Below are 19,283 nucleotides of genomic sequence, written 5' to 3' on the forward strand. Positions count from 1 at the left end.
TTTTATTGCCGCTTTCCGTCCAGCAGGGGGCGTTTCTTTTCAGTTGGCGGAGATGCTCGCGCGGCTGAGAACGAAGGCATGGCCGTCCTCGCGGCGGCAGGAAAGACCCGTTCGTTCCGAGAGGCAGGAAAAGGGACCGCCCGACCATGTCGCCCCGTATTCGAGCACCGGCCCGGCGGAACAGCAACTGGGATCGCCAACCTCGCGATTGATCGTTGCCGCACCGGCGCGCCCGAGCATTGCCCTGACATAACGCGGCGCGATGATATCGCAGGCGAGTTCCGGCCCGCCGTCGGCCGGCTGGTAGGTCGCCGTGCCGCCCGCGGGCGTATAGATGCAGCCGATATTGCCGGACGGCATCACGAACTCCTCCTGCTCGGCAACGGGCGCGGCAGTCGCCAGGGGAACGCTTTGCGGTTGCTGAGTATCGGGAGACGGCATGCGCGGCGCCGGCGCGCCGCCGGCCTGTGCCATGGTTGAAAGGGACAAAAAGACGAGTACGCCGACCACTGACAACTTCATTGGGCAATCCCGATGTTCAGACGCCCTGGAGAATATAAATCAGTGGTTTGCTTGGCAAGGAACGCAGCGAAACTTTGACGCTCGCCCCCGTCGCAAAGCTCCTGTCGAAATCATCGCCGAACATATCGAGGAAGGCATTGATCGGGGGCCCGCGCCGATGCATTGGCAGGATCAGTGCTGCGCGCAGTCGCGAAACCACACGGCTCATGCTTTCGGCTCCCATCGTCAGCCCGCCATCGACCGGCACCATCAAGATGTCAAGCCTGCCGATCTGCCGGTAGTGGCTGTCGTCGAGCTCATGGTGCAGATGGCCGAGATGGCCGATGCACAGGCCCGCCACCTCGAAGATGAAGATGGAGTTGCCATCGTGCTCCATCGTCGTGGCGCCGGAGCGAATGTCCGTGGTGACATTGCGGATATAGGTGTCGCCGACGACGAGGTCGTGCCGAGCCGGCTCGCCATCGTCACCCCAACCATGCAGCACCGTGCGGATCGCCGGATCCGGCGTCAGTGTGTAGTGGCTGGAATGCGCCTTGTTCATCGTCGCCACCGTCGGCGGCGCCGACGGGCGGAACCAGCCGTTATAGTCCGTGGCGATCGAGACGCCGCCGGGCGTCTCGATCAGAAAGGTGGAATGACCGAGATAGGTGATCGTCACTTCACCAGCGGCCGTCTGCCCTTCGGTGGCGGCGGCCGGTGTGAAACTGGCGAAAGTGGCCTGCGGCAACGTCTCGGCAATCGCCTGGCATTGGCTTACCTGCGCAGGCGCTGCCTGTGCATGCGCGACCGATGGCCAGAAGGTATGCAGAAGCCAGATGGCAGCAAAAGTGTAGGCAAGGTAGCGGAGCATCATCCTTCACCTTTCACACCTCGCGCATGCCCTGTGCTCAAGCAGATTTCGGCATGGGTACAGGTCGTGCGGCCGTTCGACAGTATCGGCAGCGAACGCGTCTACTGCATAATTCCTTAAATCGGAATCGATTTAAGGAGAAAATTATGCAGCAAATTAAGAGCGTTACAGCGTCCTTTGCGCGTCATATTTGACGCACGGCGCTGTAGGTCGAGAAACGCCGCCGTCACGGGCGAAGGGAGGATTGTTCAAGCGCGCCGTCACGTCCAGCGACAAAGGTGCGGCCAGCGCTCACGTTTGCGTCATTGTGCTGGCATTGCGAACAGTATCGGTCGCCCCGCTCACAACGCAGCGCCCCGGCGTTTCCGCCGGGGCGCTGGATCACAAGCAGCGTTGCGCTCGTGTTACTCGGCCGGCGTCGCCATCGGTTCGGCCGCCGAAGCCGGCTTGCGCCGGCGCAGCGAACGCAGCGCGACGTAGAAGACCGGCGTCAGGAACAGGCCGAGGAAGGTCACGCCCAGCATGCCGGAGAACACCGCCGTTCCAAGCGACTGGCGCATTTCGGCACCCGGTCCCGTGGCGATCATCAACGGCACGACGCCGAGAATGAAGGCGAAGGCCGTCATCAGGATCGGCCGCAGGCGCAGCTGGCTCGCCTCCACTGCCGCCTCGACCGGCGTCTTGCCTTCGTCCTCGCCTTGCCGTGCAAACTCGACGATCAGAATCGCGTTCTTGGCTGCAAGGCCGATCAGCACGATGAGCCCGATCTGGGTCAGCACGTTGTTGTCGAGACCACGGGCGAACACGCCGACCAGCGCTGCAAGCACGCCGAGCGGCACGATCAGGATGATCGCCAGCGGCAGTACCCAGCTTTCATACTGGGCCGCAAGCGCCAGGAACACGAAGACGACCGACAGCGCGAAGATGAAAACCGCGGTGTTGCCGGTCTGGCGTTCCTGGAAGGCGAGTTCCGTCCACTCGAAGGTCGTTCCCTGCGGCAATAGCTGGGCGGCGAGCGCCTCCATCTTGTCGAGAGCCGTGCCGGTCGAAATGCCGGGCGCAGGATTGCCCTGTATCGGCACCGATACGTACATGTTGTAGCGCTGCACGAGGGCAGGACCCGCCGTGTCGCGGATCTCCACCAGCGTGCCCATCGGCACCAGGGCGCCAGTGGCCGAACGGACTTTCAACGCCAGGATATCGTCCCGCTCCAGACGGTATTGCTGGTCCGCCTGCGCCCGCACCTGATAGACGCGGCCGAAGGCGTTGAAGTCGTTGACATAGGAGGTGCCGAGGTTGATCGACAGCGCCTCGAAGATATTCGGGATCGGCACGTTCAACGTCCTGGCCTTGTCGCGGTCGATCGCCAGGAAGTATTGCGGGCTCGACGCCGAGAACGTCGTGAAGACCCCGGTCAGCCCCTCGGTCTGGTTGGCAGCGCCCATCATCTGGTAGGCAAGCCCCAGCACGCGGCGCATGTCGGCGCTCTGTCGATCCATGATCTGCATCTTGAAGCCGCCGGAGTTGCCGATGCCGCGCACCGACGGCGGCGGCACGGCGATGATGAAGGCCTCCTGGATGCTCTGCAGGCTGCCATAGAGCTGACCGATGATCTGGTTGGCGCCCTGGCCGTGTTTCAAGCGCTCTTCGAAACTCTCGAAGGAGGCAAAGATGACGCCCGAATTGGAGGCGTTGGTAAAGGTCGCACCGTTGAAGCCTGCGAAGGCGACGGCGCTCTTCACGCCGGGCACCTCCTGGATGATCTTCGACGCGCGCTTGACCACTGCATCGGTACGGTCGAGCGAAGCCCCATCCGGAAGCTGAATGACGACGATGGCGTAACCCTGGTCCATGGTCGGCACAAAGCCGCTCGGGACGATCTGCGCCATGTACCAGGTGGCGCCAAGCAGGCCGACGAAGACGATGAGCGCCGCAGCGAGCGCCGTTCTTGTCGAAACCAGCTTGCGCACGATCCAGGCGTAGCCTTCGGCCATGCGGTCGAAACCGTTGTTGAATCCATCAGCCAGCGACCGGCCAAACCGGGTGAGCGGGTTACGGCTTTCGTGATGGCCGTTCTCATGCGGTTTCAGCAAGATCGCGGCAAGCGCCGGCGATAGCGTCAGCGAATTGAAGGCGGAGATCACCGTCGCCACCGAAATCGTCACGGCGAACTGCAGATAGAACTGGCCGGCAATACCGGGGATGAAGGCCGTCGGGATGAAGACGGCGGTCAGCACCAGCGAGATCGCGATGACCGCTGCCCCCACTTCGTCCATGGTCACGTGCGACGCCTCGCGCGGGGTCATGCCGCGCGCCAGGTTTCGCTCGACGTTCTCGACCACGACGATGGCATCGTCGACAACGATGCCGATTGCCAGCACCAGACCGAACAATGTCAGCATGTTGAGCGAGAAGCCGAAGGCGTAAAGCAACGCGAAGGTGCCGACCAGCGACACCGGGATCGCCACGATCGGGATGATCGCCGTGCGCCAGGATTGCAGGAAGACCAGAACCACGAGCGCCACCAGAATAGCGGCTTCGCCGATCGTCTTGTAGACCTCGTTGATCGACTCGGAGATGAACTCGGTCGGATTGTAGACGATCCGATATTCGAGGCCGTCTGGAAAGTCCTTCGAAACGTCCGTCATCACCTTCTGGATGGCGTCGGCCGCGTCGAGCGCATTGGTGCCCGGCCGCGAGAAGATGCCGAGCGCCACTGCCGGACTGCCGTCCAGATAGCTGTTGTTGACATATTCGCGGGCACCAAGCTCGATGCGCGCCACGTCCTGCAGCTGCACCAGACGTCCGCTCTCGGTCGCCTTGACGATGACGTAGCGGAACTGCCGGGCGTCGCTGAAGCGACCGTCGGTCGTGACCGTGTACTGGAATGCGCTGTCGCCCGGTGTCGGCGGTGCGCCGATCGAACCGCCCGAGACCTGCACGTTCTGCTCGCGCAGCGCCTGCACGACGTCGCCGGCCGTCATCGCGTAGGCCGAGAGTTTTTCCGGATCGAGCCAGACGCGCAGCGCATATTCCCGCTCGCCGAACAGAATGACGTCGCCGACGCCGTCGAGGCGGACCAGCAGATCGCGGATGCGGGTGCGGGCATAGTTCGAGACGTAAAGCTGGTCATAACGTTCGTTCGGCGACAGCAGATGCACGACCATCATCAGGTCGGGCGAACTTTTCGCCGTGGTGATGCCGATGCGCCGGACATCTTCGGGCAGGCGCGGTTCGGCGATGGACACGCGGTTCTGCACCAGAACCTGGGCCTGATCCAGGTCCGTTCCGAGCTTGAAGGTGATCGTCAGCGCCATCGAACCGTCGGCGGTCGAATAGGAGGACATGTAAAGCATGTTCTCGACGCCGTTGATTTCCTGCTCCAGCGGCGTTGCCACCGTATTGGCGATGGTTTCGGCGTCCGCACCCGGATAGGCCGTGCGAACGACGATCGTCGGAGGCGCGATTTCCGGATACTGCGCCACAGGCAGCTGGAAATAGGCAATGCTGCCGACGATCAGCAAGACGATCGAAAGCACCGATGCGAAGATCGGGCGGTCTACGAAGAAATGGGCAAACCTCATTGCGCGCTCTCCGTCGCCTGAGCTTCGGGAGGCAGCTCAACGATCTCAGGCTTCACCTTGGTGCCCGGGCGTGCCCGCATCAGGCCGTTGACCACGATGGTTTCGTCGCCGGTCATGCCGCTGCGAATGACGCGGTAGCCGTGCAGCTTGGGACCCAGCCGCACCGGCTTGGTCGCGACGGTGCCGTCTTCGCGCACCTCGTAGACGATGCGTTCGTTCTGGTCGGCGCCGATTGCTTCATCCGGAACGAGCACGGCCTTGTAGGTGTTCGAGCCCTCCAGTTCCGCACGGCCGAAGAGGCCCGGCTGCAGCACGTAGTTGGGATTGTCGAAGCGGGCGCGCACCCGCATCGTGCCGCTTGCCTGGTCCAGCCGGTTCTCGGCGAAATCGAGCTTGCCCTTGAACGGCGCCTCGTTGGCATCGGCGATCGTGACCATGACCTCGAGCGAGCCGCCGCCCTCCTGCAGGGCGCTGCCGCGTTCGCGGGCAACGCGCGCGTAGGAAAGCAGACGTCGCTCATCCACGTCGAAGTAGAAGTCGATCGGATCTAGCGAAACGATCGTCGTCAGCACGGTCTGGTCGGCCTGAACGAGGTTGCCCGTCGAGATCAGCCGGCGGTCGACACGGCCAGTCAGCGGCGCGCTGATCGTCGTATAGTCGAGATCGAGCTTGGCGCGTTCAACCGCGGCTTCCGCTCCGCGCACGCTGGCCTGTGCCGAAAGCAGTTCACGGCGGTGATCGTCAAGCGTCGAGACCGAGAGCGTGCCGGTCCCGGTCAGGGATTCCGTCCGCTTGAACTGCGTTTCGGCAAAGGCAAGAGACGAACGCGCCGACTCGAGCGTCGCCTCGGCCTGCGACAGCGCGGTGCGATAGGGGCGCTGATCGATGACGAAGAGTTTGTCGCCCTTCGTCACCAGTGCACCATCGGTGAAATTGACCTCGTCGAGGTAGCCGCCGACGCGGGCGCGGACGGAAACCTCATCGACCGCTTCGAAACGGCCGATGAACTCGTCGCTGTCGATCACATCGCGAACGACCGGCTTGGCCGCGGTGACGGTGGGAAGCTGCGCATCCTGCGCGACCACGTTCGTCACCGAGAGAAGGGAAATCGAAGCGCCGAAAATCATCGGCAAATGCCACTTTGAAAACATGCACGCTCTCCGAATGCACCGACAGCGCCGCGCGTCAAATATGACGCGTAAAGGACGCTGTCACGCTTGAAACTCGCTGCATAATTTCCTCCGTAAATCGACGCCGATCCAAGGAATTATGCAGTAAAATCGAGAACGCCCGGCATGGGACATTGGTCGTCCGAATACCTGCGGCGACATTTCGAACCCGCAATCCTGTGCTGCGGATGGTATTCAATATGGAAGACTTGCTGACGTCGGCCGCGTCCGAAACGGCGCTGACGTGGCGTTACCCTGCCATCATTTCGCCGGGTTGTCACCTTGAAAAAGATCAATTCCGGGAAGGTGATACGCAAACAAACCCGCGCCTTGGTCAGGCGCGGGCGAGACGATCCGGCGGCCGGAAATCGTCAATCCGAGGATGGCTCAGGCCCAGAAATCCGGGATCGTTTCTGTCAATCTCGGGCCGAGGCGCAGCGGCGCGATCTTTTCGGCGAGGCCGGTGCGGTCGGAAATCTCGACGCCGAGACCGCAGATGGTCGCCGGCCCGGACGCCGCCTCGAAGCGCCCCTTCGGCATCTTCGAAATGAAGCGGTTGAGCGGCTCTTCCTTGTCCATGCCGAGCGACGAATCATAGTCGCCGCACATGCCGGCGTCGCTCATATAGGCGGTGCCGCCATTGAGGATCTGATGGTCGGCCGTCGGCACATGGGTGTGCGTGCCGACGACGAGGCTCGCCCGTCCGTCGACGAAATGACCGAAGCACTGCTTCTCGCTCGTCGCCTCGGCATGAAAGTCGAAGACGATGGCGTCCGCCTGCTCGCCAAGCGGGCAGGCATCGAGGATCGCCTCGGCCGATTTGAAGGGATCGTCTAGTTCAGGGTGCATGAAGACGCGGCCCATGACATTGGCGACGAGCACGCGCGCGCCGTTGCGGGCAAAGAACAGGTTGGATCCGCGCCCGGGCGTGCCCGCGGGATAATTGGCCGGCCTCAGGAACTGATCGTGCCGCTCGCAGAAGACGACCGCCTCCTTCTGGTCCCAGACGTGGTTGCCGGTGGTGACGACATCGGCACCGGCATTGATCGTCTCGAGAAAGATATCCTCGGTGATGCCGAAGCCGCCGGCGGCGTTCTCACCGTTGACGATGACGAAATCCAGCTTGAGGTCACCGACCAGTCCCGGAAGACGCTCCCAGACCGCCGTGCGGCCCGTCTTGCCCACCATATCTCCCAGAAACAAAAGCCTCATGCCCGTTCAATCCCACCAGAGCAGTTCGAGCAAAAGTGCGTAGCGGTTTTGCGTCCGGAACTGCGTAAAACAAAGAGATAGAGCGTTTCCACGCATCCGTGTTTGCCTGAAACGCTCTAGAAATGTCGAAACCCGCTCTCCGTGAGGACGGCGTCCAGCGCGACGTCGTGCGGTTCAGCGGGCACTGATGCCACTTCCTGGCAGTCGAATGCAATCCCGATCAGCTTCGGCAGGTGGCCTTTGTTGCGCAGTCTGTCGATGGCGCGGTCGTAATAACCAGCGCCGTAGCCGATGCGATGGCCGGTCGCATCGAAGGCCGACAGCGGCACAAGCATGATGTCCGGGTCGAGTTCCGGCGCGTCCGGGCCGGGCCCCGTGGTGCCGAAGCCGGTCTCGATGACGGAAGCGCCGTTGAGCAATTCGCGAAACACGATCGTCTTCTTGTCCATGATCACAGGCAGGCAGAGCCGCGCGCCGCGATCCCGAAGGCGCGCCATCAACGGCCGGATGTCCACCTCGGAACGGATCGGCCAGAAGCCGGCGACGATGTGGCCGGGATCAAGCGCAATGACATCGCCGGCGTGATCGGCCATGGTCAGGCTCGCTTCGATACGGATCTCGGGCGCCATCGCGTCGCGAAGCGCCAGACTGTCCTTGCGCAAGGCGGCTTTCAGATCCCTTGGTGACATCATTCCCCTCCGACAGACTACACGCAAACATTTCGACCGGCGTCACATTCTTTTCCCGAAATGAAACAGAACGCAGTTTTCCGGTCGATTTCCCGCCTCGACGTCTGTGGCATAGCGCGTGGCGGTCTTTAGCTCGAACCACGTCACCGCCGGTTTTGCAACAGTTTGCGACAGTCGGACGCCCCTTTCCCGCAACGGCACAGAGTTAGCGTTCCGTTCATCATGGGCCACGGTTCCGCTTTCGCATGAGTGGAGCCGCGTGCAAATACAGACATGATTTCAAACAATTAGCAGGAACTAATGCCCGCGTTCGATGTATGGACGCGCTCCTGCAGGCAGCAGTGGAAAAGCCGACGTCCATGAAGGACCAGATGAACGAACTCGATCCGTTGGAATTGCGTTGCCTGACGCTGGCCGCCCGTGGCCGCACGCGCCAGGACATGATGCGCGAGACCGACATCCCGCTCGATCGTATCGACAGAGCGCTTCAGGACGCCATGCGCAAGCTGCAGGCAGGCAACCTTGCGGAAGCGATCTTCCGCGCCGCCCGGCTCGACATCATTTCATAACATCCAGAGCGAACGATAGACCGGATCCCGACCTGTCCCCTCCCGCCAGCAATCATCAAGCCGCAGGTCACCGAGCCCGGCATCATGCAGCAGATGCGGTCTATCATGCGGGATCGCAGGCGGCGGCTCCGCAGAAGCGGCTCGCAACATCCGCCGGGCTTTTGATCCGAGCCGGGCACGGAGTGTGGTCTGGAGATCTGAGAAGAAGACAAGAGCAAGAACGCTCATCGGGACAGCCTTGATCGATAGAACGGACTGATTGTCCTCGCCTCATTGACATCCGACAAACGAATTGCAAGCATGGCTACCATCAGAAACTCTGATGGCAGAGACAATGTCCGCTCCACTCGACAGTGATCTTCTAAGGACTTTTCTCGCCGTTGCCGACGCCGGCAACCTGACGCGCGCCGCCGACAGCATCGGGCGCACGCAGTCTGCCGTCAGCATGCAGCTCAGGAAGCTCGAGGACATGCTGGGCGACGCGCTGTTCGAGCGTCATTCGCGCGGGGTGGTGCCGACGGCGCAGGGCTTACGCCTCGTCGACAACGCCCGGCGGATCGTGGCGCTGCTCGACGATACCGCAGCATCGATGCGCCTGCCGGCGCTCGATGGGACGGTCAGGATCGGGATTTCGGAGGAATACATCAACTCCACACTGCCGAAAGCCCTGGGCGCCTTCGCCGCCGTTCATCCCGGCGTGGAAGTGACGGTGCAGCAGGGCGTGTCGATGTCGAACGTCAACGCCCTTGCCGCCGGTGAAATCGACATCGCCGTGGTTTTCGAGCCCGGCGGACCGACGAGAAACGAAGTCCTCATGGTCGATCCCACCGTCTGGGTGACCTCGGACCAGCACGCGGCCCATGAACGCCGGCCGCTGCCGATCGCCACCTACACCTATCTGGCAGGCGGGTGGTGCGATGACCTTGCGATGAAGAGCCTGAGGAAGCGCGGGCTCGAAAGCCGAGTCGCCTATGCCAGCCGCACCAGCAACGGCCTGATCGCCGCCGTGATCTCGGGGCTTGCCATTGCGCCGCTGTCGCGCAGCGCCATCCCGGCCGGTTGCCGCGAACTGACCGAGGAAGACGGTTTCGGCGTCATCGATTTCTCGAATGTCGTGCTGCGCACCCGGCCGGGCAATCGATCGCAGACCGTCGATGCGATGGCCGACGCCATCCGCAGCGCTTTTGCTGCTGGCTGAGATCGTTTTTGAAGGGGAAAAGTGCGATCCACACAACCGATGGATATTTTACGATCCCGGGTGCCTACAAAGTAGGTGGGCGCCATGTGTCCGGGCCCACGAGCCCAGCCAGGGACGGCTCCCTAGAGATCGAGTAAGGCCCCGGGGATTGTGGATCCTGTCGGGAAGCGCAGACCGCAGCCAACATATAGAGCCTATCCGTGCGTCGCGCCAGTGGCGGCCCGACGAAAGAGCTCAGTTTGTCGAAGATGTCGTCCGGCCATTGAGCTTGGCGGCAATGGTGTGGATCTGCGATGTGACTTCGGTCAGCGCCGAGGCCAGGAGCTCCTCGCTTCTTGCCTGGTCGGTAAGAGCGCTGTCGCGCCCTCGCTTGAGGGTGTCGACTTCGGCTTCGAGCGCCTTCAGCCGGCGGTTCACTTCGCTGAGCTCGTCCATGACCATGATGCCGGCCATAACAGTCAGACGCAGATCGCCGATCTCGCCGAACTGGGTCTTCAAGTGACCGACATACTGATCGAAGTTCGTGGCCAGTTCGATCAGATGATCTTCCTGTCCTTCTTCGCAGGCCATGCGATAGGCCTTGCCGTCGATCGATACTGTCACCTGCGCCATGTCGCTTAAACCTCAGCGGTCGAGCACCGCTCGAATGGTTTCCATCGCCGTCACGAGGCGTCGGGAAACCTCGCGGTTGACCTCTTCAAGTCGGTTTGCCCGGAATTGGGATTGGTCGAGTTCCTGTGCCAGCCGCGACCGATCCGTATTGACCCGTCGGACCTCGCCCTCAAACTCACCGAGATCGCGTTCCCTGTCAAAACGGCTGTCGATCGCGTTTTCCAGGGACTGAACCGCGTTCTTCAGTTCGTCGATCGCCGCTTTGACCGTCTTTGCCGGCATGTTTTTCGATACCTCGCCCGTGAGGCCGAATCGCCAGAATCCTGTCCGCCGCTTCGGCTCACTCCTTTTTAAACCTATTACGCAAATCTCAACAATGCCAACTACAGCAAAGGATTACGGAAGCTGTGGATGGTTTGTATAGCCGGCTCATCCGGCCGCAGCGCAAAAACTCTGCTGCAACGCGAGATCACCCCTTGAAAACCATGCTGCCAATGGCCGCGGAAGGCCTGTATTTGTTGACTCGCGCGGCGCAGATGCTATGTGTCTGCCGCTTCTTGCACGGTCTTTGGAGGATAGAGACCGTCCCCTGACCACCGAACTCAAAACGGAACAGTCATGATCTCTCGCGAAAAACACGACCGGATGGCGAATGCGATCCGTTTCCTCTCCATGGACGCCGTCGAGAAGGCAAATTCAGGTCATCCCGGCCTGCCCATGGGTGCGGCTGACATAGCGACAGTCCTCTTCACGCGCTTCCTCAGCTTCGACCCCAAGAACCCCTCCTGGCCCAACCGCGACCGCTTCGTGCTGTCGGCCGGCCACGGCTCGATGCTGCTTTATTCGCTGCTCCATTTGACGGGCTACGAAGACATCTCCATCGAAGAGATCAAGAAATTCCGCCAGCTCGGCGCCCGCACCGCCGGCCACCCGGAATATGGCCATGCCGCCGGCATCGAGACGACCACCGGTCCGCTCGGCCAGGGCATTGCCAACGCCGTCGGCATGGCGATCGCCGAGCGCAAGCTGCGCGACGAGTTCGGCAAGGACCTGATGGAGCACTACACCTATGTGCTCGCCGGCGACGGCTGCCTGATGGAAGGCATCAGCCAGGAAGCGATCTCGCTTGCCGGCCACCTCAAGCTCAACAAGCTGATCGTCTTCTGGGACGACAACAACATTTCGATCGACGGCCCGATCTCGATCGCCGACTCGACCGACCAGCACGCCCGCTTCCGCGCCAGCAACTGGAACACCATCGCCGTCGACGGCCATGATCCAGAAGCCATTGCCGCTGCGATCGAACAGGCGCAGAAGTCCGACAAGCCGACGATGATCGCGGCTAAGACGACGATCGGTTTCGGCGCACCGAACAAGGCCGGCACCCACAAGGTTCACGGTTCGCCGCTCGGCGCCGAGGAAATCGCCGCCACGCGCGAGGCGCTCGGCTGGGAATCTGAAGCTTTCGTCGTTCCTTCCGACGTGCTCGACGCCTGGCGCCTCGCCGGCCTGCGTTCGACCAAGACCCGCAAAGATTGGGAAGAGCGCCTCGACAAGAGCGACGCCGAGAAGAAGGCACAGTTCGTTCGCCGCTTCTCCGGCGAACTCGAAGGCCGCCTGGCCTCGGCGATCGACGACTACAAGCGCAAGCTTGCCGAAACCAAGCCGTCGCCGGCAACCCGCAAGGCCTCCGAAGACGCGCTCGAAGTCGTCAACGGCGTTCTGGCCGAAACGATCGGCGGCTCGGCCGACCTGACCGGTTCCAACAACACCAAGACCAGCCAGACCAGGTCGATCACCCCGGACGATTTCTCCGGCCGCTACATCCACTGGGGTGTGCGCGAACACGGCATGGCGGCTGCCATGAACGGCATGGCGCTGCATGGCGGCGTCATCCCCTACTCCGGCGGCTTCCTGATCTTCTCGGACTATTGCCGTCCGTCGATCCGCCTGGCGGCCCTGATGGGCATCCGCGTCATCCACGTGCTGACGCATGATTCCATCGGCCTTGGCGAAGACGGCCCGACGCACCAGCCGGTCGAACACATGGCGGCGCTCCGCGCGATCCCGAACCTCCTGATGTTCCGCCCGGCGGACGCCACGGAGACGGCCGAGTGCTGGCAGCTGGCACTTGAAAGCCACAACCGCCCGTCCGGCATCGCGCTCACCCGCCAGAACCTGATGGCGGTGCGCACCGAGTATGAGGAAGAGAACCTCTGCGCTCGCGGCGCCTACGACCTGATCTCGGCAAGCGACGCCAAGGTGACGATCTTCGCCACCGGCTCCGAAGTCGAAATCGCCGTCAAGGCCTGCCAGGCACTAACGGCCAAGGGCATCTCGACCCGCGTGGTCTCGGTTCCCTGCTTCGAACTCTTTGCCGAACAGAGCGAAGACTACCAGCAGGCGATCATCGGCAACTCGCCGGTCAAGATCGCCGTCGAAGCCGGCATCCGCCAGGGCTGGGACCATTTCATCGGCAGCGACGGCGCCTTCATCGGCATGTCGTCCTTCGGTGCCTCCGGCCCCTACAAGGAACTCTACAAGCACTTCGGCATCACGCCCGAGGCGGTTGTCGCCGCTGCGGAAGCCAAGCTTTCCTGATCACGCCGCGGGGCGCGTTTTCGAGCGCGCCCCGCTTTTTTCCGACCATGCCATTCAGACAGGGAGAGACCCGATATGACAGTGAAAGTCGCCATTAACGGTTTTGGCCGCATCGGCCGCAACGTGCTGCGCGCCATCGTTGAATCCGGCCGCAAGGATATCGAAGTCGTTGCCATCAACGACCTCGGCCCGGTCGAGACCAACGCGCACCTGCTGCGTTTCGATTCGATCCACGGCCGTTTCCCGGCTGACGTGAAAGTCGAGGGCGATGCGATCGTCATCAACGGCGGCAAGCCGATCAAGGTCACCGCGATCCGCAACCCGGCCGAACTGCCGCACAAGGAACTCGGCGTCGACGTCGCGATGGAATGCACCGGCATCTTCACCGCCCGTGACAAGGCTGCCTTGCACCTGGAAGCCGGCGCCAAGCGCGTCATCGTTTCGGCTCCGGCCGACGGCGCCGACCTGACGGTCGTCTACGGCGTCAACCATGACAAGCTGACGAAGGATCACCTCGTCATCTCCAACGCCTCGTGCACGACGAACTGCCTTGCACCGGTAGCCAAGGTCCTGAACGATGTCATCGGCATCGACCACGGCATGATGACGACGATCCACTCCTACACCAACGACCAGCCGTCGCTCGACCAGATGCACAAGGATCTGTACCGCGCCCGCGCTGCGGCCCTGTCGATGATCCCGACCTCGACCGGCGCTGCCAAGGCCGTTGGCCTCGTTCTGCCGGAACTGAAGGGCAAGCTCGACGGCTTCGCCATGCGCGTCCCGACCCCGAACGTCTCGGTCGTCGACCTCAAGTTCGTCGCCAAGCGCGACACCACCAAGGAAGAGATCAACGCTGCGATCAAGGCAGCGGCTGACGGCCCGCTCAAGGGCATCCTCGGCTACACGCTCGCTCCGAACGTCTCGATCGACTTCAACCACGACCCGCATTCCTCGGTCTTCCACATGGATCAGACCAAGGTGATGGAAGGCAAGTTCGTGTCGATCCTGACCTGGTACGACAACGAGTGGGGCTTCTCCAACCGCATGTCCGACACTGCGGTTGCGCTCAGCAAGCTCATCTAACTCGGATGTTTCGCGCCCTTTCCCAAACGACGGTCCGCTGGCGTCCGCTGGAGGGGGAAGGGCTCGAACATCTGACGCTGACACAAATCGACACAGCTGACGGCGCGGTCATCCGCGCCGTCAGCGTTCTGATCGGCGAGCGCGGCGGTGCGCCCTACGGCGTTCGCTACCGGATCGATTGCGATGCCGCCTGGCGCGTCCGGGACTTTTCCATCGCCACCACCGACGGCAAGCGCCTGCATCTTCGGTCCGACGGGCATGGCCACTGGCGTACGGAGGCGGGTATCCCCCTGCCCCTTTTCGATGGCTGCATCGACATCGACCTTGCCGGCACGCCGTTCACCAACACCCTGCCGATCCGCCGCCTCGGCCTTGATCGCAAGGCAGGTAAGGCGCGGCTGAAAATGCTCTATGTACCGTTCGACACCCTCGAACCAGTGGTCGACGGCCAGCACTATACCTGCCTCGATGATGGCAGGCTCTATCGCTACGAGGCCGAGGACCGGAGCTTTGCCGCCGACCTGCCCGTGGACGCGGACGGCCTCGTCATCGACTACCCCACCCTTTTCCTGAGACTATCACCGGAGACTATCTGATGACTTTCAAGACCCTCGACGACCTGACCGACATTGCCGGCAAGCGCGTGCTTGTGCGTGTCGACCTCAACGTGCCGGTCAAGGACAGCGTGGTCACCGACGCAACCCGCATCGAACGGGTCGCGCCGACCATCCACGAGCTGTCGGAAAAGGGCGCCAAGGTCATTCTGCTGGCGCATTTCGGCCGCCCGAAGGGTGAGCCGGTCGCCGACATGTCGCTGAAGACGATCGCGCCGGCAGTGGAAGACATCCTCGACCAGCGCGTTCACTTTGCCGCCGACTGCATTGGCGACAAGGCCGCCAACGCCATTGCCGAAATGAACGACGGCGACGTGCTGCTGCTCGAAAACACCCGTTTCCACAAGGGTGAAGAAAAGAACGAGCCCGACTTCGTCAAGGCACTTGCAGCCAACGGCGACGTCTATGTCAACGATGCCTTTTCCGCCGCCCACCGCGCCCACGCGTCGACCGAGGGCCTCGCCCACCACCTGCCCGCCTATGCCGGCCGCACCATGCAGGCCGAGCTCGAAGCGCTTGAAAAGGGTCTCGGCCAGCCGAAGCGCCCGGTCGTTGCCATCGTCGGCGGCGCCAAGGTCTCAACCAAGATCGACCTGCTGCAGAACCTCGTGAAGAAGGTCGACGCACTCGTCATCGGCGGCGGCATGGCCAACACCTTCATCGCCGCAAAGGGCATCAATGTCGGCAAGTCGCTTTGCGAACACGACCTTGCCGATACCGCCAAGGCGATCATCGCCGCTGCAGCTGAAGCCGGCTGCGCCATCGTTTTGCCGGAAGACGGCGTCGTCGCCCGCGAGTTCAAGGCCGGTGCCGACAATGAAGTGGTCGACGTCGACGCTATTCCCGCCGACGCGATGATGCTCGACGTCGGCCCGAAGTCGATTGCTGCGGTCAACGACTGGATCTCCAAGGCGGAGACGCTGGTCTGGAACGGTCCGCTCGGCGCCTTCGAAATCGCGCCCTTCGACAAGGCGACGGTCGCCGTTGCCAAGCATGCGGCTGCGCGCACGCGCCAGGGTTCGCTCGTGTCGGTCGCCGGCGGCGGCGATACGGTTGCCGCCCTCAACCACGCCGAAGTCACCGACGATTTCAGCTATGTTTCGACCGCCGGCGGCGCGTTCCTCGAATGGATGGAAGGCAAGCCACTGCCGGGCGTCGACATCCTCAAGCAGCAGAACTAAGCCAAACGCTCAGGCGCGCGGGTTACCCGCGCGCCTGAGACACAGAAAAAACCAAGACAATTCAAACGATTAAAATAATTTAAATCGTTTCAGCCGCTTTTCCTGCCTTTTTCCCGGACAATTTCTCCTGTTACTCGCGCCTCGTTTGGGGGCGTGGCGGCCGCTTGCGTACCGTCGGTCCCGAAACTGTTTCAGTGGTCGCCTGGTCCTTGTTGATCGGCACTGAGCGGGATGAGGAAAAGTGTGTGCGGTTTTCCGCCCGCATCCCGCTCTACTTATTGGGAACGATCACGTTTATGATATGGGCCGGCCCGGCCCAAATCATCGTGACCTAGGGAGAAAAACATGAGCGAAAGACTGGAAGACATCGCGGTTGCCATGGTCGCAAACGGCCGGGGACTGCTTGCCGCCGACGAGTCCACGGCGACGATCAAGAAGCGCTTCGACGGCATCGGCCTGGAATCGACGGAGACATCGCGGCGCGACTATCGCGAGATGCTGCTTCGGGCCGACGAGGCGATGCGCAAGTACATTTCCGGCGTCATTCTTTACGAGGAGACCCTGTTCCAGAAGGCTGCCGACGGCACGCCGCTGGTGGACGTCATCCGCGCCGTCGGCTCGATCCCCGGCATCAAGGTCGATGCCGGCGCCAAGCCGATGACCAATTTTCCAGCGGAAACGATCACCGAAGGTCTCGACGGGCTCGCCCAGCGGCTGACGAAATATTACGAAGCAGGTGCACGCTTTGCCAAATGGCGCGGGGTGATTGCCATTTCGGACACATTGCCGAGCCCGGGCGCCGTCAAGGCGAACGCCCATGCGCTCGCGCGCTATGCCGCCCTCTGCCAGGAAGCCGGCATCGTTCCGATTGTCGAGCCGGAGGTGCTGATGGACGGCGCACCCGGCGATCACTCGATCGATCGGTCGCAGGACGTCACCGAATGGACGTTGCGTATCACTTTCGAGGCCCTCGCCGAGATGCGCGTGAAGCTCGAAGGCATGATCCTCAAGCCGAGCATGGTGATCGACGGCAAGAAGGCGCGCAAGGCGTCCGTTGCCGAAGTGGCCGAGCGCACGATCAAGGTGCTGCGACACACCGTGCCATCAGCCGTTCCCGGCATCGCCTTCCTGTCCGGCGGCCAGACGACGGAGGAGGCAACGGCCCATCTCTCGGCCATGAATGCGGCCCACGATCTGCCCTGGAAGCTTACCTTCTCCTATGGCCGCGCCCTGCAGCAGGAAGCGCTTTCCGCCTGGAACGGCAAGGCCGAGAACGTCGCCGCCGGCCAGCGGGCCTTCTCGCACCGCGCCGAAATGTGCAGCCTGGCTGCCAAGGGCAGTTGGAAGAAGGACTTGGAGAAAGCCGCCTAAATGGGCTTTGCGCCCAGTAGAGGACAGGATGAGGGGCCGATTGTCGGCCCCTTTTCCTTGCGGCAAGCAAAGTCTGTCGCCCGCCGCGAACCGGAAGATGCCGAACTTGTCACCAAGACAAGTTGGCGACTTTGCCCACCCCGATGCCTGCCTTAAACCTTTCGCTCCAGGCCATCAGGCGGCGCGGATCGCCGCCGCACCCAGCGGAAGCGAGCGTTTATGACTTCTTTTGCCCCCCTGCGTTCCGTCGACTATGTGACCGTCGACGTTTTCACCGAGGATCGTTTCGCCGGCAACCAGCTCGCCGTCATTCCTGATGCTCGGGGTTTAAGCGATGCGCAGATGCAGGCGATCGCGACCGAGTTCGGCTATTCCGAAGTCACCTTCGTGTTGCCGCCGGAAGATCCTGCCAATACGGCCCGCGTGCGCATCTTCACCCCGACGATCGAGATCCCCTTCGCCGGACATCCGAATGTCGGCACTGCCTTCGTCATCGGCCAGCAGGCAGAGCTTTTCGGCCGGGCCACCGGCGATCACCTACGGTTTGAAGAACTGGCCGGCCTGGTCGAAGTCGTCTTGTCGCGGACGGGCGGCGCTGTGACGGGTGCGCGTATCGCCGTGCCGCGCGCCTTGAGCATTGGACCGAGCATCGATGTCGAGACGATCGCCGCCTGCGCCATGCTTCCGTCCGATGCCGTCTGCACACACAGCCATGCGCCGGTGCGCGTTTCCGTCGGGCTGCCCTTCGCCGTTGCGGAGCTGAAGGATGTCGCTGCACTGTCGGCGGCACGTCCCAACGTCACCGCCTTCGAGGCGGCCAATGGGCGCTACAAGCCGGATGAGGACAGCTTCAGCCTGTTTCTCTACGCCCGTTCGGCCGAACGGCCATGGCAGCTGCGCGCCCGTATGTTTGCACCGCTCGACAATGTCATCGAAGACCCGGCGACCGGAAGCGCCTCGGCCGCCCTTGGCGCCTATCTCGTCTCGCTTGTCCCCGAGGAGACTATCGACGTCGATCTGACGATCGAGCAAGGCGTCGAGATGGGTCGCCGAAGCATCATTGAGGTCAGCGTCAGCAAGCAAGGCGGCACCGTGCGCCGAACCAGTGTTGCCGGCGCCTGTGTGACTGCGATGCGCGGTGCCATCGCGCTTTAAACCTGACAGGACAGGCATTCATGAGAGCGCCTCGGTCACTCCCGGCCGGCGCGCTTAACGACCTCATCGATGAATTGCGTCTTGGCTTCGGTGTAGCCGTCGCCATCGAAGGCAAATGCCGCCGCAAGGCGCCGCTTCAACGTTGCGTAAGCGCCCGCCATCTCGCGGCTTCGGCGCAACTGATCACGAAAGATCAGGCGGCGCAGGTGAGTGTCGCTGAAAGGTGGGCAGAGATAGACGCGCTGCCCCGGCGATCCCTGTTTGGCAAAGGCCCAGACGCCATCGTCATATCTGTTGCCCCGTGGCAGTCAGGCGGTTTCCTTCGGCACCAGGGCAACGATATCGCCGAAGATATCGCGCCATTCCGCGTCGTCCATTTCGATGAAGCCAAAACTGCGCAAGAGGAATGCGCCTTCGGTTGCCAGAAAGGCGAGACGCGCGCGGCGCCCCTCCTCGGTCGACAGATCGAGACTGTCGAGCCGTCCACGGTACCAAATCCGATTCTTCTCCATATGCTCTTCACGCTGCAGCAGTGCTGCCATCATCCCCGACGTTCGAGCATTCTCCGCCGTATTCATGTGCTCCGTCACTTCCGCGTGCGCGCGCATCGCCGTCGACGCGTCCGAAGCATCGCCCACTTTCGTCGCCACCGCGCTGTCGAACTGGTTGAACCAGCGCTCCATCATCGCGTCGATCAGGCCATCCTTGTTGCCGAAGCAGTATTGCACGCCACCCTTGGTGATGCCCGCCGCCTTGGCCACCGCGTCGATCGTCAGGCCGGCGGCACCGACGGCGCTCACAGTCGCCTCCGCCGCATCCAGCACCTTGTCGCGATCGATCGTCCGGCGTCGTCCCATTTCCGATTCCCTC

Annotated in this window: 18 protein-coding genes and 1 other RNA gene; 8 read left to right on the top strand and 11 right to left on the bottom strand. The window is 62.5% G+C overall.

Going from position 1 to position 19,283, the window contains the following annotated elements:
* Positions 1-39: 39 nt before the first annotated feature.
* The 6 genes from BC363_RS18265 to BC363_RS18290 all read right to left on the bottom strand — a co-directional run bounded on the left by BC363_RS18265 (position 40) and on the right by BC363_RS18290 (position 8,026).
* The gene (locus BC363_RS18265; RefSeq protein ID WP_065780919.1) at positions 40-522 is read right to left on the bottom strand and encodes a hypothetical protein; all 483 of its coding nucleotides are present in this window, start codon (positions 520-522) and stop codon (positions 40-42) included.
* Positions 523-538: 16 nt separating this feature from the next.
* The gene (locus BC363_RS18270) at positions 539-1,375 is read right to left on the bottom strand and encodes an MBL fold metallo-hydrolase (protein WP_065780920.1); all 837 of its coding nucleotides are present in this window, start codon (positions 1,373-1,375) and stop codon (positions 539-541) included.
* A 401-nt stretch (positions 1,376-1,776) separates the two neighbouring features.
* Positions 1,777-4,956 (bottom strand): multidrug efflux RND transporter permease subunit, encoded by a 3,180-nt coding sequence (locus BC363_RS18275; RefSeq protein ID WP_065780921.1) that lies wholly within the window; start codon positions 4,954-4,956, stop codon positions 1,777-1,779.
* Positions 4,953-6,107, bottom strand: a complete 1,155-nt coding sequence (locus BC363_RS18280) for an efflux RND transporter periplasmic adaptor subunit (RefSeq protein WP_065780922.1) — start codon at positions 6,105-6,107, stop codon at positions 4,953-4,955. The genes BC363_RS18275 and BC363_RS18280 overlap by 4 nt, the downstream gene beginning before the upstream one ends.
* 405 nt (positions 6,108-6,512) lie before the next feature.
* Positions 6,513-7,337 (bottom strand): YmdB family metallophosphoesterase, encoded by an 825-nt coding sequence (locus BC363_RS18285; protein ID WP_053249648.1) that lies wholly within the window; start codon positions 7,335-7,337, stop codon positions 6,513-6,515.
* A 116-nt stretch (positions 7,338-7,453) separates the two neighbouring features.
* The gene (locus BC363_RS18290) at positions 7,454-8,026 is read right to left on the bottom strand and encodes a 5-formyltetrahydrofolate cyclo-ligase (RefSeq protein ID WP_065780923.1); all 573 of its coding nucleotides are present in this window, start codon (positions 8,024-8,026) and stop codon (positions 7,454-7,456) included.
* Between the two features lie 359 nt (positions 8,027-8,385).
* Here BC363_RS18290 and BC363_RS18295 point away from each other — a divergent pair, with 359 nt between their 5' ends.
* Complete coding sequence (locus BC363_RS18295; RefSeq protein ID WP_025424753.1) at positions 8,386-8,595, top strand: hypothetical protein; 210 nt, start codon at positions 8,386-8,388, stop codon at positions 8,593-8,595.
* A 322-nt stretch (positions 8,596-8,917) separates the two neighbouring features.
* Positions 8,918-9,793: a LysR family transcriptional regulator gene (locus tag BC363_RS18300; RefSeq protein ID WP_065780924.1), complete on the top strand. Its 876-nt coding sequence runs from the start codon at positions 8,918-8,920 to the stop codon at positions 9,791-9,793.
* A 21-nt stretch (positions 9,794-9,814) separates the two neighbouring features.
* On the opposite strand, the gene ssrS is transcribed toward BC363_RS18300, so the two are convergent.
* From ssrS to BC363_RS18315, 3 genes are all read right to left on the bottom strand, one after another.
* Positions 9,815-9,972, bottom strand: a non-coding RNA gene (gene ssrS, locus BC363_RS18305) — 6S RNA.
* A gap of 55 nt (positions 9,973-10,027) precedes the next feature.
* Positions 10,028-10,405: a cell division protein ZapA gene (locus BC363_RS18310; protein WP_065780925.1), complete on the bottom strand. Its 378-nt coding sequence runs from the start codon at positions 10,403-10,405 to the stop codon at positions 10,028-10,030.
* Positions 10,406-10,417: 12 nt separating this feature from the next.
* Positions 10,418-10,687, bottom strand: coding sequence for a DUF4164 domain-containing protein (locus BC363_RS18315; protein WP_053249644.1), 270 nt, complete (start codon positions 10,685-10,687; stop codon positions 10,418-10,420).
* A gap of 336 nt (positions 10,688-11,023) precedes the next feature.
* Here BC363_RS18315 and tkt point away from each other — a divergent pair, with 336 nt between their 5' ends.
* The 6 genes from tkt to BC363_RS18345 all read left to right on the top strand — a co-directional run bounded on the left by tkt (position 11,024) and on the right by BC363_RS18345 (position 18,413).
* Positions 11,024-13,006: a transketolase gene (gene tkt / locus BC363_RS18320; RefSeq protein WP_065780926.1), complete on the top strand. Its 1,983-nt coding sequence runs from the start codon at positions 11,024-11,026 to the stop codon at positions 13,004-13,006.
* Between the two features lie 75 nt (positions 13,007-13,081).
* Positions 13,082-14,092 carry a type I glyceraldehyde-3-phosphate dehydrogenase gene (gene gap, locus BC363_RS18325; RefSeq protein WP_065780927.1) on the top strand — a complete coding sequence of 337 codons (1,011 nt, stop codon included), beginning with the start codon at positions 13,082-13,084 and terminating at the stop codon, positions 14,090-14,092.
* Between the two features lie 5 nt (positions 14,093-14,097).
* Complete coding sequence (locus BC363_RS18330; protein ID WP_065780928.1) at positions 14,098-14,688, top strand: putative glycolipid-binding domain-containing protein; 591 nt, start codon at positions 14,098-14,100, stop codon at positions 14,686-14,688.
* Positions 14,688-15,887, top strand: a complete 1,200-nt coding sequence (locus tag BC363_RS18335) for a phosphoglycerate kinase (protein WP_065780929.1) — start codon at positions 14,688-14,690, stop codon at positions 15,885-15,887. The genes BC363_RS18330 and BC363_RS18335 overlap by 1 nt, the downstream gene beginning before the upstream one ends.
* 345 nt (positions 15,888-16,232) lie before the next feature.
* On the top strand, positions 16,233-17,258 hold the full coding sequence (locus tag BC363_RS18340; protein ID WP_065780930.1) for a class I fructose-bisphosphate aldolase: 1,026 nt from the start codon (positions 16,233-16,235) through the stop codon (positions 17,256-17,258).
* A gap of 237 nt (positions 17,259-17,495) precedes the next feature.
* Positions 17,496-18,413, top strand: coding sequence for a PhzF family phenazine biosynthesis protein (locus tag BC363_RS18345; RefSeq protein ID WP_065781137.1), 918 nt, complete (start codon positions 17,496-17,498; stop codon positions 18,411-18,413).
* A 35-nt stretch (positions 18,414-18,448) separates the two neighbouring features.
* Here the strand turns inward: BC363_RS18345 and BC363_RS33620 are convergent, their stop codons facing one another.
* Together BC363_RS33620 and BC363_RS18350 are read right to left on the bottom strand one after the other, a co-directional pair.
* Positions 18,449-18,721: a GrpB family protein gene (locus BC363_RS33620; protein ID WP_083223388.1), complete on the bottom strand. Its 273-nt coding sequence runs from the start codon at positions 18,719-18,721 to the stop codon at positions 18,449-18,451.
* Positions 18,722-19,270 carry a TetR/AcrR family transcriptional regulator gene (locus BC363_RS18350; RefSeq protein ID WP_065780931.1) on the bottom strand — a complete coding sequence of 183 codons (549 nt, stop codon included), beginning with the start codon at positions 19,268-19,270 and terminating at the stop codon, positions 18,722-18,724.
* Positions 19,271-19,283: the final 13 nt, after the last annotated feature.

It is taken from the genome of Ensifer sp. LC384 (genome assembly GCF_001695865.1).
Lineage (GTDB): Bacteria > Pseudomonadota > Alphaproteobacteria > Rhizobiales > Rhizobiaceae > Ensifer.

Bases quoted from the DNA above. Each gene is read 5' to 3' on its own strand.
- BC363_RS18265 (WP_065780919.1), bottom strand. From the start codon at position 522: ATGAAGTTGTCAGTGGTCGGCGTACTCGTCTTTTTGTCCCTTTCAACC.
- BC363_RS18270 (WP_065780920.1), bottom strand. From the start codon at position 1,375: ATGATGCTCCGCTACCTTGCCTACACTTTTGCTGCCATCTGGCTTCTG.
- BC363_RS18275 (WP_065780921.1), bottom strand. From the start codon at position 4,956: ATGAGGTTTGCCCATTTCTTCGTAGACCGCCCGATCTTCGCATCGGTG.
- BC363_RS18280 (WP_065780922.1), bottom strand. From the start codon at position 6,107: ATGTTTTCAAAGTGGCATTTGCCGATGATTTTCGGCGCTTCGATTTCC.
- BC363_RS18285 (WP_053249648.1), bottom strand. From the start codon at position 7,337: ATGAGGCTTTTGTTTCTGGGAGATATGGTGGGCAAGACGGGCCGCACG.
- BC363_RS18290 (WP_065780923.1), bottom strand. From the start codon at position 8,026: ATGTCACCAAGGGATCTGAAAGCCGCCTTGCGCAAGGACAGTCTGGCG.
- BC363_RS18295 (WP_025424753.1), top strand. From the start codon at position 8,386: ATGAAGGACCAGATGAACGAACTCGATCCGTTGGAATTGCGTTGCCTG.
- BC363_RS18300 (WP_065780924.1), top strand. From the start codon at position 8,918: ATGGCAGAGACAATGTCCGCTCCACTCGACAGTGATCTTCTAAGGACT.
- BC363_RS18310 (WP_065780925.1), bottom strand. From the start codon at position 10,405: ATGGCGCAGGTGACAGTATCGATCGACGGCAAGGCCTATCGCATGGCC.
- BC363_RS18315 (WP_053249644.1), bottom strand. From the start codon at position 10,687: ATGCCGGCAAAGACGGTCAAAGCGGCGATCGACGAACTGAAGAACGCG.
- tkt (WP_065780926.1), top strand. From the start codon at position 11,024: ATGATCTCTCGCGAAAAACACGACCGGATGGCGAATGCGATCCGTTTC.
- gap (WP_065780927.1), top strand. From the start codon at position 13,082: ATGACAGTGAAAGTCGCCATTAACGGTTTTGGCCGCATCGGCCGCAAC.
- BC363_RS18330 (WP_065780928.1), top strand. From the start codon at position 14,098: ATGTTTCGCGCCCTTTCCCAAACGACGGTCCGCTGGCGTCCGCTGGAG.
- BC363_RS18335 (WP_065780929.1), top strand. From the start codon at position 14,688: ATGACTTTCAAGACCCTCGACGACCTGACCGACATTGCCGGCAAGCGC.
- BC363_RS18340 (WP_065780930.1), top strand. From the start codon at position 16,233: ATGAGCGAAAGACTGGAAGACATCGCGGTTGCCATGGTCGCAAACGGC.
- BC363_RS18350 (WP_065780931.1), bottom strand. From the start codon at position 19,270: ATGGGACGACGCCGGACGATCGATCGCGACAAGGTGCTGGATGCGGCG.